The 11,898-nt window shown below is 66.2% G+C and carries 11 protein-coding genes; 2 read left to right on the top strand and 9 right to left on the bottom strand.

The genetic code is table 11. The features are described from left to right. Window positions 1–7: 7 nt before the first annotated feature. Window positions 8–415 (bottom strand): DUF882 domain-containing protein, encoded by a 408-nt coding sequence (locus ASE61_RS04570; protein WP_162260064.1) that lies wholly within the window; start codon window positions 413–415, stop codon window positions 8–10. A 539-nt stretch (window positions 416–954) separates the two neighbouring features. Between ASE61_RS04570 and ASE61_RS04575 the strand changes: the two genes are divergently transcribed. Continuing rightward, on the top strand, window positions 955–2,127 hold the full coding sequence (locus ASE61_RS04575; RefSeq protein ID WP_061965010.1) for a M20 aminoacylase family protein: 1,173 nt from the start codon (window positions 955–957) through the stop codon (window positions 2,125–2,127). A gap of 11 nt (window positions 2,128–2,138) precedes the next feature. After that, entirely contained in the window at window positions 2,139–3,242 is a 1,104-nt protein-coding gene (locus ASE61_RS04580) for an NAD(P)/FAD-dependent oxidoreductase (protein ID WP_061965012.1), read from the top strand. A gap of 68 nt (window positions 3,243–3,310) precedes the next feature. Here the strand turns inward: ASE61_RS04580 and eda are convergent, their stop codons facing one another. The 8 genes from eda to ASE61_RS04620 all read right to left on the bottom strand — a co-directional run bounded on the left by eda (window position 3,311) and on the right by ASE61_RS04620 (window position 11,706). Then, entirely contained in the window at window positions 3,311–3,955 is a 645-nt protein-coding gene (eda, locus tag ASE61_RS04585; protein ID WP_061965014.1) for a bifunctional 4-hydroxy-2-oxoglutarate aldolase/2-dehydro-3-deoxy-phosphogluconate aldolase, read from the bottom strand. A gap of 39 nt (window positions 3,956–3,994) precedes the next feature. Continuing rightward, window positions 3,995–4,681 carry a 6-phosphogluconolactonase gene (gene pgl, locus ASE61_RS04590; RefSeq protein WP_061965016.1) on the bottom strand — a complete coding sequence of 229 codons (687 nt, stop codon included), beginning with the start codon at window positions 4,679–4,681 and terminating at the stop codon, window positions 3,995–3,997. Next, window positions 4,681–6,183 carry a glucose-6-phosphate dehydrogenase gene (zwf, locus tag ASE61_RS04595; RefSeq protein WP_061965018.1) on the bottom strand — a complete coding sequence of 501 codons (1,503 nt, stop codon included), beginning with the start codon at window positions 6,181–6,183 and terminating at the stop codon, window positions 4,681–4,683. The genes pgl and zwf overlap by 1 nt, the downstream gene beginning before the upstream one ends. Window positions 6,184–6,354: 171 nt before the next feature. Next, window positions 6,355–7,107, bottom strand: coding sequence for an ABC transporter ATP-binding protein (locus ASE61_RS04600; protein WP_061965020.1), 753 nt, complete (start codon window positions 7,105–7,107; stop codon window positions 6,355–6,357). Next, window positions 7,104–7,961, bottom strand: coding sequence for an ABC transporter ATP-binding protein (locus tag ASE61_RS04605; protein ID WP_061965022.1), 858 nt, complete (start codon window positions 7,959–7,961; stop codon window positions 7,104–7,106). The genes ASE61_RS04600 and ASE61_RS04605 overlap by 4 nt, the downstream gene beginning before the upstream one ends. A 4-nt stretch (window positions 7,962–7,965) precedes the next feature. Beyond that, a complete protein-coding gene (gene nikC, locus ASE61_RS04610) occupies window positions 7,966–8,871 on the bottom strand; it encodes a nickel transporter permease (protein ID WP_061965024.1) in 906 nt (301 codons plus the stop codon). Window positions 8,872–8,881: 10 nt separating this feature from the next. Further along, window positions 8,882–9,946: an ABC transporter permease gene (locus ASE61_RS04615; RefSeq protein WP_061965026.1), complete on the bottom strand. Its 1,065-nt coding sequence runs from the start codon at window positions 9,944–9,946 to the stop codon at window positions 8,882–8,884. 155 nt (window positions 9,947–10,101) lie between these two features. After that, a complete protein-coding gene (locus tag ASE61_RS04620; protein ID WP_091855960.1) occupies window positions 10,102–11,706 on the bottom strand; it encodes an ABC transporter substrate-binding protein in 1,605 nt (534 codons plus the stop codon). Between the last annotated feature and the right edge of the window lie 192 nt (window positions 11,707–11,898).

Genomic DNA, 11,898 nt, shown 5'->3' on the forward strand with positions numbered 1-11,898 from the left:
ACCCCGATCAGCGGCTGTTGCGCGCCACCCGCGTGTAGTGGCGGCGCTTGCCGGCGGAAGCGTAGCGGCTGCGCTTGTGGCCGTGCCAGGAAATCTCGCGCGCGCCGACATCGGCATGGACCAGGCCGTTCGAGTAGGTCCCGACACCGCCGACGTTCTCGATCGCGCGCGCCGCAGCGGCAGCCTTGCGCGACGACGTCGCCATCGGCCGAAAATCGATCGCCCGGCCGCTGTAGTGCTGGGAGTGGCGGGCATGACGGCCGCCGCAGGTCGAGGTGATCTGGATCGGGCCGATCTTCGCGACGAGATCGGCGATCATCGCCTTCGTCTCGGGCTTGAGGCAGCCGAGGCCTTTGACCTGCGGCTGAAAGGAGATTTTCTCGGGCGTAACATCAGCCAGGGCGGCAGCAGGCAAGAAGCCGCACAGTAACGCAAGCAACGACAAGCGACGCATCATCTACCAAACATTTAAGGGGGGATTGGAAAGGATCAGGCCAGATAATCTCGATGGCCCGAGCGGATGCCGCCTCCGCTAATCGTGAAGCAAGGCCAAATCATGGCTGAGACCTTTCCAGATTATTTCACGCCTGTCATCCGGATCGCTCCTGGCTCTTGGTCACGCGACGATGACCCAGCGATTGGCGATCACGGGAATGCGCAAGCGAAGCCGCCGACGAAGCGCTGTCATCCCGTGCGCGGTGCAGCGCGCAGCGGTGCTCCGCAGACACGAGACCGCATGACGAGAATGTTCCTTTCCGGAGAACGGTCCCGTGTCTGCGCAGCGGCATTGCATGCCGCAGCGCGCACGGGATGACCCGGTGAATGGCACCCGCCATTCCGCGAAGGCCCATCCCCTGCGCGCCACCGGCTTGGACAGGCGGGGCGCGGCTGGGCTAGCCTGCGCGACGGCACCCGCTTTCTGCGCGGTCGCCCCATACGATCTCAGAGGATACGATGCCCAAGACCGACATCATCGCGGCGCTGACCCCGGAAATCACCGCGATCCGCCGCGACATCCACCGCCACCCCGAACTGATGTACGACGTTCACCGGACCGCTGGCCTCGTCGCCGACAAGCTCAAGGAGTGGGGCGTCGATGAGGTCGCCACCGGCGTCGGCCAGACCGGCGTGGTCGGCATCATCAAGGGCAAGGGCCAGAATTCCGGCCGCGTCATCGCCATGCGCGCCGACATGGACGCGCTGCCGATCCATGAAGAGACCAATCTCCCGCACCGCTCGACCGTGCCCGGCAAGATGCATGCCTGCGGCCATGACGGCCACACCGCCATGCTGCTCGGCGCCGCCAAGTATCTGACCGAGACCCGCGATTTCGACGGCACCGCCGTGCTGATCTTCCAGCCGGCCGAGGAAGGCGGCGCCGGCGCCAAGGCGATGATCGACGACGGGCTGATCACCCGCTTCGGCATCCAGGAAGTCTACGGCATGCACAACAAGCCGGGCGTGCCCGTCGGCAAGTTCGAGATCCGCAAGGGTCCTGCGATGGCCGCGGCCGACCGCATCCACATCAAGATCGAGGGCCTCGGCGGGCACGCGGCGGCGCCGCACCGCGTCAACGACCCGATCGTCGCCTCCTGCGCGCTCGTCACCGCGCTGCAGACGGTGTCCTCGCGCAATGCCGATCCGCTCGATTCCATCGTGGTCTCGGTGACGGCGCTGAATGCCGGCGAGGCGTTCAACGTCATCCCCCAGACCGCCGAGATCAAGGGTTCGGTCCGCACGCTGACGCCGGAGATGCGCGCGCTCGCGCAAAAGCGCATCACCGAGATCGTCGAAGGCGTGATGAAGGCCTTCGGCATGAAGTACGAGCTGGAATACCATCTCGGCTATCCCGTGACCTTCAACCATGCCGGCCAGACCGATTTCGCCACCAGCGTGACGAAGGAGGCCTTCGGCTCGGACGCGATCAATACCGAGGTGCCGCCGACCATGGGCTCGGAGGATTTCTCCTACATGCTGGAGGAGCGCCCCGGCGCCTTCATCAATATCGGCAACGGCGACTCGGCGGGCCTGCACAACCCGGCCTACGAGTTCAACGATGCGGCGATCCCGGTCGGCGTGAACTACTGGGCGAGCCTGATCGAGATCGCCATGCCGCAGCGCGGCTGACGGCTCAGGCGATGAGCGACATCGATTGTCTGGTGATCGGGGCCGGCGTCGTCGGTCTCGCGGTTGCCCGCGAACTGGCGCTGGCCGGACGCGAGGTCGTCATCGCCGAGGCTGCCGAGGGCATCGGCACCCAGACCTCGGCACGCAATTCCGAGGTCATCCATGCCGGGATCTACTATCCGCCCGGCTCGCTGAAGGCCCGCGTCTGCGTCGCGGGCCGCAGCAAACTCTATCGCTACCTGCAAGAACGCGGCCTGCCGCACAAGGCCTGCGGCAAGCTGATCGTCGCCACCTCCGAAGCCCAGAAGCCGGCGCTGGAGACGATCATGGCTCGCGCACAGGCTTCGGGCGTCGACACGCTGCGCTGGCTTTCAGGCGCCGAGGCAAAGGCGATGGAGCCTGAGGTGCGCTGCGAGATCGCGCTCATCTCGCCAGAGACCGGCGTGGTCGACAGTCATGCGCTAATGCTGTCTCTGCTCGGCGAGTGCGAGGCGGCCGGCGGATCGCTCGCGCTGAACACGCCGATCACCGGCTGGCGGCGCGAGACTGAAGGCTTCAGCGTCGATTTCGGCGGTGCGGAGCCTGCGACCTACACGGTGCGGACGGTGGTCAATTCGGCCGGCCATGGCGCACCGAAGCTGCTCGGCCTGCTCGACGGCTTTCCGTCTGAACACGTGCCGGTGCAGCACTATGCCAAGGGCAACTATTTCGCGCTGACCGGCAAGCAGCCGTTCAGCCATCTGGTCTATCCGGTGCCAGAAGCAGCAGGGCTCGGCATCCACGCCACCATCGACATGGGCGGGCGGGTCAAGTTCGGCCCCGATGTCGAATGGGTCGGGAGCGACCAGGACCTGGTGGTCGATCCGGCCCGCGCCGAGAAGTTCTATGCGGCCATCCGGACCTATTGGCCGGCACTACCGAACGGCGCGCTCGTCGCGGACTACGCCGGTATCCGGCCGAAGCTGCACGGGCCGAGCCAGCCGATGCCGGACTTCCGCGTCGACGGACCGGAGATGCATGGCGTGGCGGAACTGGTCAATCTTCTGGGCATAGAGAGCCCTGGGCTGACCAGTTCGCTGGCGATCGCGGAGATGGTGCGCGAGAAGCTGTCATAGAGTGTCATCCCGCACGCGCGGCAGCGTGAAACGCTGCGGCACAGACGCGAGATGACACGCGCGAGCGGTTATCCCCGCGCCTTCTGAAATGCTTCCTTCGCCTCGCGCGCCAGCGTCTCGATCCGCTTCCAATCGCCGGCGGCGATCGCATCGGCCGGGACCAGCCAGGAGCCGCCGACGCAGATGACCTGCGGCAGGGCGAGATAGTCGGCAAGGTTCTTCAGGCCGACACCGCCGGTCGGGCAGAAGGTCATCTGCGGGAACGGGCCGGAGAGCGCCTTCAGGGCCGGCGGGCCGCCGGCCTGCTCGGCCGGGAAGAACTTCGCTGTCGTGCGGCCAGCGGCAACGGCGCGCATGCAGTCGGACGCTGTAGCGACGCCCGGCAGCCAAGGCAGACCCGCCTTGCGCAAGGCTTCGTCGACACTCTCGCTGAAGCCCGGGCTGACCACGGCCTGCGCGCCGGCATCCTTGACTTGCTGGGCTTGGGCCGGGGTGACGACCGTGCCAGCAACCGCCAGCGCCTTCGGAACCGATTTCGCGATGGCCGCGAGGGCTTCCATCGCGGCCGGACGGCGCAGCGTGACCTCGACGACATCGATGCCGCCGGCGACCAGCGCATGGGCGAGATCGACGGCGCGCGAGGCGTCCTCGATCACCACGACGGGGATCACGCCGCAATTCTTCAACCGGGCAATCGCGGCAGTCTCGTCCATGGTCTCGTCTTTCAATCGATTTGAACTGGCAACCGGGCTCTACTCCTTAGCCCAGTAGACGTCGAGCCCTCGCGCGCTGCCGAGCAGGAGATCGACTGGCAATGGCCGATGCTCGCGCTCCGAGGCTGCCTTGAGTACAGCTTCCTTGGCAGTGCCGGAGACGAGCAGGCTCGCCCAGCCGGCCCCGAGCAGGCGAGCGGGCGAGAGCGAGAGCCGCGGCGGCAATCCCGGCGGGCGGGCGACGACGATGCCGCTGTCCGGCACCGCATTGAAGGCAGCCTCCGCGCCGGGAAAGAGCGAGGCGATATGCCCGTCGGCGCCCATGCCGCTGACGAGCAGGTCGATCTGGGGCAGTTCGGCAAGTTTGGCGCACAGCACGGCAGCAGCGGCCTCGATGTCGCTGCCGTGCTCGTGGAAGGACAGGAACGAGGCTCTCCCTTCCGCGAGCGGAGCGAATTGCGCCCGGATCATGCGCTCGTTCGAAGCGGCATCATCGGCGGCGACGAAGCGCTCGTCGGTCGGCAGCAGCGTGACCTGTTCCCAGGGCAAGTTATGCCGGCCCAGCGTGGCGAGGAAGCCGGCCGGGGTCGTGCCGCCGGGCACGGCGAGAAGCGCCCTGCCCTGCCCGGCAAGCAAATCCTTCAGCCGGATCGCAACCGCCTCCGCCAGCGCCTCGGAGGCGTCGGCCAGAGTGGCGAAGCGGTGCCAGGCGAGCGGGCCGGCCATCAGACCAGATCCGGATCGGCCCAGGAGCGGCCGTCGCGCTCGATCAGGCCGATCGCCTGCGACGGGCCCCAGGAGCCGGCGGCGTAGCGATGCGGATGCGGGTAGTAATCCTGCCAGCCGGCGATGATCGGATCGACCCAGGACCAGGCCTGCTCAACCTCGTCGCGATGCATGAACAACGTCTGGTCGCCGCGGATCACGTCGGTCAGCAGGCGCTCATAGGCGTCCGGCGTGCGCTCGTCGAAGGCCGTGGAATAGCGCAGGTCGAGCTGGCGCGGCACGATCTTGAGCCGGCCGGAACCGGGCACCTTCATCATCAACTGGAGCTGCACGCCGTCATTCGGCTGCAGGCGGATGAAGAGGCGGTTGGCGTCGAGCCTGTCACCGCTGCCATTGCCGAAGATCGAATGCGGTACCGGCTTGAAGGTGACGGCGATCTCGGAGTAGCGCTGCGCCATGCGCTTGCCCGTACGCAGATAGATCGGCACGCCGGCCCAGCGCCAGTTGTCGACCTCGCAACGGATCGCGACGAAGGTCTCGGTGTTGGAGGCGTGGCCGAGTTCGTCGGCATAGCCCTTGACGCGCTGGCCGTCGATCTGGCCGGCGCCGTACTGGCCCCGCACGGTGAAACGCTGGACGTCCGGTCCGACGATCGGACGCAGCGCCTTCAAGACCTTGATCTTCTCGTCGCGGACGGCGCTGGCCTCCAGCATGTTCGGCGGCTCGATGGCGAAGAGGGTGAGCAACTGCATGAGATGGTTCTGGACCATGTCGCGCATATGCCCGGACTTGTCGTAATAGCCGGCGCGCTGCTCCAGGCCGACCGTCTCGGCCACGGTGATCTGGACATGGTCGATGTCGCGGCTCGACCAGGAGCGCTCGAACAGCGTGTTGGCGAAGCGCAGGACGAGCAGGTTCTGCACCGTCTCCTTGCCGAGATAATGGTCGATCCGGTAGGTCCGGCTTTCCGGCAGGATGCGCGCGACGGCATCGTTGATCGCCCGCGCCGAGGCGAGGTCGCGGCCAAGCGGCTTCTCCAGGATGACGCGCGAGGTCGGCGTCAGGATGTCGGCCTTGGCCAAGTTCTCGCAGATCGGGATGAACAGGTCGGGCGGGGTCGAGAGATAGAAGGAGCGGACGCGCTCGCTGTCGCCCAACGCCTTCTTCAAAGCCTTGTAGGTTTCCGGTTTCAGCGCATCGAGCATCACCATGGTCAGGCGGCGCAGGAAGGGCTCGACCTGATCCTTCGGGATGCCCTCTTCATCGAGGCGCCTGGCGATCTGCTTCGGCAGGCCCTCGACATCCTCTTCCTTGCGGACGACGGCGAGGATGCGGCTCTCTTCGGGCAGGACGCCCTCGCGGTTGCGCTGGGCCAGCGCCGGGAAGAGCTTGCGCAGGGCGAGATCGCCGCCCGCCCCGAAGATCACAAGATCGAAGGGCGGGACCGGTGTCCGCTCGGGAATGCTCTCGGGCCGAAGCGCGTTGTCCACGGTTGCGTCCATAAGTCCTGTAACTCCGTCAGGCGGTGCCGGTTCGCTGGACCGGCGCAAGGCCTTGCAGGCCGGTCGCAATCCGAACCGGACACGAAGCAGCTAGCGCAAGGCTGCGACCAGAGTGAGACGGATTTGCCGCGCTGCAAAGAGGGGACGGCGCAGGGCCGATCCCCTCGTCGTTCAGCCCGCGCGCCGGAAGCCTGCGCTCGCGGTCAGCAATTGCTGGGCATAGGCCGTCTGCGGCTGGCGCGCGGCCAGCATCTCGACCGTCATTTCCTCGACGGCGCGGCCGAACTGCATGACCAGCAGGCGCTCGCACATGTGGCCAACGACCGAGAGATCGTGGCTGACGAGGATATAGGTCAGCTTGCGTTCCTGCCGCAGCGCCGCGAGCAGGTTCAGCACCTCCGCCTGGATCGAGACGTCGAGTGCCGAGGTCGGCTCGTCCAGCAGCAGGATCGAGGGTTCGAGCACGAGCGCTCGCGCGATCGCGACGCGCTGGCGCTGGCCGCCCGAGAGCTGGTGCGGATAGCGGAAGCGGAAGGAGGCGGGCAGGCCGACATCGGAGAGCGCTTTGCCGATGCGAGCCTCGGCATTGTCGAGGCCATGGATCGCGAGCGGTTCGGCCAGCGTATCGTCGACCGTCTTCTTGGGATGCAGCGAGCCATAGGGGTCCTGGAAGACCATCTGGACGTTGCGATAGAAGGCCTTGTCGCGAACCTTGGGCTGCACAACGCCCTCGATCGCGACATTGCCGCTCCATTCGCGGTTGAGACCGGAAAGCACGCGCAGAACGGTCGACTTGCCCGAGCCGGACTCGCCGACGAGGCCATAGCTCTCGCCCTTGCGGACTTCGAAGGAGAGGTCCTTCACGACATGGGAGTCGCCGAAGGAGACGTTGAGCTTGTCGACGGAGATCGCTGCGTTCGTCATGCCAGCCACGCCGGATCACGGTTGAGGGTGGCGAGCTTCGCCCGGGGATGGTCGAGGTCCGGCAGGCATTCGAGCAGGCCGAGCGTATAGGGATGGCGGCGGCTGCGCGCGGCCGTGTCGGCGAGTTCCGCCGCCGGCAGCGTCTCCATGACCTTGCCGCCATACATCACGATGACGCGGTCGCAGAAGGACTGCACCAGATGCAGGTCGTGGCTGATGAAGATCAGCCCCATGCCGCGCTCGGTGACGAGATCGTCGAGGATCTTGAGGATCTGGAGCTGCACGGTGACGTCGAGCGCCGAGGTCGGCTCGTCGGCGATCAGGACTTCCGGCTCCGCGATCAGCATCATCGCGATCATGACGCGCTGGCCCATGCCGCCCGAGACCTCGTGCGGGTAGAGATCGTAGACGCGCGCGGGCTCGCGGATCTGCACTTGCTCCAGCATGGCGAGGCTGCGCTCGCGCGCCTCGCGGGAGCCGGCCTTGCGATGGATGCGATAAGCCTCGGCGATCTGGCTGCCGACGGTCTCGACCGGGTTCAGCGAGAATTTCGGGTCCTGCATCACCATGGAGATGTGGCGGCCGCGCAGCTTGCGCCTTGCGCCCTTGTCCATGGTCGTCAGGTCCTGTCCGCGGAAGCGCATGCGGTCGGCGCTGACGACGCCGGGATGCGGGATCAGGTCGAGGATGGCGCGGCCGGTCATCGACTTGCCGGAACCGGACTCGCCGACGATGCCGAGCCGCTCGCGGCCGAGCGTGAAGGACAGGCCGCGCACGGCCCGGACGATGCCGGTCGGCGTGTGGAAATCGACCTTGAGATTGTCGACTTCGAGAAGAGGCTGCTCGCTCGTCATCAGCTTACCTCGCATCCATGACGTCGCGGAGCCCGTCGCCGAGCAGGTTGAAGCCGAGCGCGACGATGCAGATGGCGACGCCGGGGAAGGTCGCGACCCACCACTGGTCGAAGATCTGCTCGCGGCCGGCTGAGATCATCGCGCCCCATTCGGGCATCGGCGGCTGCGCGCCGAGGCCGAGGAAGCCGAGGCCGGCGGCCGTCAGGATAATGCCGGCCATGTCGAAGGTGGTGCGCACGATCAGCGAGGACATGCACATCGGCACGACATGCTTCCAGATGATGCGCCCCTGCGACGCACCCTGCAGGCGCATCGCGGCGATGTAGTCCTGGTTGCGGATCACCATGGTCTCGGCGCGGGCGACGCGAGCATAGGGCGGCCAGGTCGTGATCGCGATGGCGATGATGGCGTTGACGATGCCGGGGCCGAGCGCCGCGACGAAGGCCAGCGCCAGCACGAGCCGCGGGAAGGCGAGGAAGACGTCGGTAATGCGCATCAGCAGACGGTCGACCCAGCCGCCGTAATAGCCGGAGATCGCGCCGATCAGCAGGCCGAAGGGGCCGACGGTGACGACGACCAGCAGCACGATCACCAGCGTGATGCGCGTGCCGTAGACGATGCGGCTGAAGATGTCGCGCCCAAGCGCATCGGTGCCGAACCAGTTGGTCGCAGACGGCGGCAGCAGGCGCTTGTCGAGCGTCTGCGCGATCGGATCGAAGGGCGCGATCAGGGGCGCGAAGGCAGCGATCAGCAGCAGCAGGACGATGATGACGAGCCCCGCCACCGCCATCGGGTTGCGCCTGAAGGCGCGCCATTGCCGGTAGAGCTGGCCGAGGCGCGCCTGGCGGCGCGACTCAGGCGAGTCGCTGATCAGCCAGGCATGCAGGCCAGTGGAGGAGGTATCGCTCATGTCCGCCTCCTCAGCGCACGCGCGGATCGGCCAGGCGGCCGATGATGTCGGTCAGCAGATTGACCGCGATGAAGACCACGCCGACCACCAGCGTGCCGCCGAGAACCGCGTTCATGTCGGCGTTGAGCAGCGCATTGGTCAGATAGCGGCCGAGGCCCGGCCAGGCGAAGATCGTCTCGGTCAGCACCGAGCCCTCCAGCAGATGCATGTAGGAGAGCGCGATCACGGTGAAGAGCGGCACGGCAGCGTTGCGCAGGGCGTGGCGCCAGATCACCGCAGTCTCGGAAACGCCCTTCACGCGGGCGGCGATGACATATTGCTGCTGCAGCTCGGTGATCATGAAGCTGCGCGTCATGCGGCTGATATAGGCGACCGAAAGCAGGCCGAGCACCAGAGCCGGCAGGATCAGATGTGAGAAGGCGTCCCAGAACGCCTCCCATTCGCCCTCGAGCGCGGCGTCGATCATGATGACGCCGGTGCGGGTGGTGACGATGTCCTGCCAGACGACCGAGATGCGACCGGGACCAGCGACCCAGCCAAGCTTGGCGTAGAACAGCAGCAGCGCCATCAGGCCGATCCAGAAGACCGGGACGGAATAGCCGACGAGGCCGACGACGCGGGCAACCTGGTCCTGCCAGCGCCCTTGGTTGACGGCGGCGAGGATGCCGAGCGGGACGCCGATGAGGACGCCGATCAGCGTGCCGAGCGTCGCGAGTTCCAGCGTCGCCGGGAAGACGCGCTTGATATCCTCGACGACCGGGTTCGAGGTCAGCACAGAGGTGCCGAGATTCCCGGTGAAGACCTTGCCGATATAGATGGCGAATTGCTGCCAAAGCGGCTTGTCGAGGCCGAGCTCGATGCGCGCCGCTTCATAGGTCTCGGGCCGGGCGTTGTCGCCGACGACGGCGAGCACGGGATCGATCGGAATGACGCGGGCGATGAAGAAGGTGACCAGCAGCAGGCCGAACATGGTGATGACCACGGTGGTCAGCTCGCGCGAAAGGGCGCTGCCCCAGCGGCGAAGCCTTCCCGGCGCGGCGGCCTTGGCTGTGGGCGCTTGCGTCACGGCTGTCATGACCCGCCTCCATTTCTCGTGTTTTTCGTCGGTATGCCGGAACCGGCCGCGAGCAATCCAGGCTGCGCGGACATCCGGGGCATATCCGGAGATGAGGCATGAAAGGAAACCCGCCGCGACCTTTCAGGATCGCGGCGGGCTCCTGAGCCGGGGGCTCAGTTCTTGGTGATGGGGGCGTAGCGGTTGGTGTCCGAGCTCGGTCCGATGACCCAGCCGTTCACGTTCTTGCGCTCGGCCGAGACCTCGATCTGCTGGAACATGATGACGAAGGGCGAAACCTTCTGGTGCTCGCGCTGCAGGCCCTCATAGGCGGTCTTGCGCTTGGCCGCATCGGATTCCAGCACGGCGGCCTGGGTGGTCTTGGTCATCTGCGGGATGTCCCAGGCGTTGCGCCAGGCCAGCGTCTTCGACTTCGCCTCCTCGCCATTGTCCTCGTTGATGGCGAAGGTCTCGGCATTGGTGTGCGGGTCAAGATAGTCCGGCCCCCACTGGCCGATATAGATGTCGTGGGTGCGGGCGCGGTACTTGGTCAGCGTCTGCTTGCCGTCGCCGGGAATGATCTCCAGCTTGACGCCGGCCTGGGCCCAGGTCGCCTGGATCGCCTGAGCGATGTCGGTGATCGGCGCGACCGAGCGGGTATCCATGGTCACGGTGAAGCCGTTAGGCAGCCCGGCCTTGGCGAGCAGTTCCTTCGCCTTGGCGACGTTGAGCGAATAGGGCTTGTCCGTGATCGCGCCGAGGAAGCCCTGCGGCAGGAAGGATTCGTGGCCCTTATAGGTGCCCTCGAGGATGTTCTTCTCGATCGAGGCGTAATCGACCAAGAGCTTCAGCGCCTCGCGGACCTCCGGCTTGGCGAGGTTCGGGTTCTTCTGGTTCAGGCCGAGATAGAGGATATAGCCCTTGTCGCCCTGGACGATCTTGATCGCGTCGTTGGTCTTGACCGCCGCGAGCTGATCCTTGGAAAGGTTGCGGGCGATATCGACGTCGCCCTTCTCGACGAGGAGGCGCTGCGAGGCCGGCTCCGCGACATGGCGCACGACGATGCGCTTGCTCTTCGGGGCGCCCTTCCACCAGCTCTCGTTGGCATCGAGCGTATACTGCTCGTTGGGGCGATAGCTGCGGACCTTGTAGGCGCCGGAGCCGGCCGAATTCAGCTTCAGCCAGCCATTGCCCCAGTCGCCGTCCTTCTCGTTGGCCTTGACCAGCTTGGAGTCGACGATGGCGGCGACGCCGGAGGTCAGGCAGTTATAGAAGAAGGTCGGGGCGAAAGGCTTCGAGACCGTGATCTGGACGGTGTTCTCGTCGACGGCCTTGACCTTGTCGAGCACGTTCTCGGCGACGAAGCCGAACTGGCGCAGGATGAAGCCCGGCGACTTGTTCAGCGTCACCGCGCGCTGGAAGGAATAGACCACGTCGGCGGCGGTCATCGGGTTGCCGGAGTGGAACTTCACGCCTTTGCGCAGCTTGAAGGTGTAGGTCAGGTTGTCGGGGCTGACGGTCCAGCTCTCGGCAAGATCCGGGATCAGCTCGTTATTCTTGGCGATATCGATATTGATGAGCTTGTCGTAGACATTCGCGCCGACCTCGACGCCCGAGAACTCGAAGGCCTCGGCCGGATCGAGCGTGATGATGTCGTCGATCTGCTTGGCCATCACGATCGTGTCCTTCGGCGTCTGCGCGAAGGCGGCGGTGGTCGACATCAGGGCCGCGAAGGCCGAAACCGCCATCAACTTGGCTACGTGACGCATCGATTTCCCCATTGTTCGTGTTGCGCGGGCGCTAGCCGCCCGTTGGGCGCTATGTGCAACCAGTCCCTAGCGGCTGTCCAGTCGACGAACGGCGATGGAAAGGGCTCGGCGAGGCATTTTGCACATCTCTTGAGCAGCAACCCGGCGCTCAGGGAGCTTTCCGGCCTTGGCGACTCCTTGCGCGCGCCGACCGCCCCGCTAACC

Source organism: Allobosea sp. Root670, assembly GCF_001429415.1.
In the GTDB taxonomy this organism is placed as follows: Bacteria; Pseudomonadota; Alphaproteobacteria; order Rhizobiales; family Beijerinckiaceae; genus Allobosea; species Allobosea robiniae.

What these genes read in the sequence shown, in the direction of transcription:
- ASE61_RS04575 (WP_061965010.1), top strand. Translation starts at nt 955, where the DNA reads ATGCCCAAGACCGACATCATCGCGGCGCTGACCCCGGAAATCACCGCG.
- ASE61_RS04580 (WP_061965012.1), top strand. Translation starts at nt 2,139, where the DNA reads ATGAGCGACATCGATTGTCTGGTGATCGGGGCCGGCGTCGTCGGTCTC.
- eda (WP_061965014.1), bottom strand. Translation starts at nt 3,955, where the DNA reads ATGGACGAGACTGCCGCGATTGCCCGGTTGAAGAATTGCGGCGTGATC.
- pgl (WP_061965016.1), bottom strand. Translation starts at nt 4,681, where the DNA reads ATGGCCGGCCCGCTCGCCTGGCACCGCTTCGCCACTCTGGCCGACGCC.
- zwf (WP_061965018.1), bottom strand. Translation starts at nt 6,183, where the DNA reads ATGGACGCAACCGTGGACAACGCGCTTCGGCCCGAGAGCATTCCCGAG.
- ASE61_RS04600 (WP_061965020.1), bottom strand. Translation starts at nt 7,107, where the DNA reads ATGACGAACGCAGCGATCTCCGTCGACAAGCTCAACGTCTCCTTCGGC.
- ASE61_RS04605 (WP_061965022.1), bottom strand. Translation starts at nt 7,961, where the DNA reads ATGACGAGCGAGCAGCCTCTTCTCGAAGTCGACAATCTCAAGGTCGAT.
- nikC (WP_061965024.1), bottom strand. Translation starts at nt 8,871, where the DNA reads ATGAGCGATACCTCCTCCACTGGCCTGCATGCCTGGCTGATCAGCGAC.
- ASE61_RS04615 (WP_061965026.1), bottom strand. Translation starts at nt 9,946, where the DNA reads ATGACAGCCGTGACGCAAGCGCCCACAGCCAAGGCCGCCGCGCCGGGA.
- ASE61_RS04620 (WP_091855960.1), bottom strand. Translation starts at nt 11,706, where the DNA reads ATGGGGAAATCGATGCGTCACGTAGCCAAGTTGATGGCGGTTTCGGCC.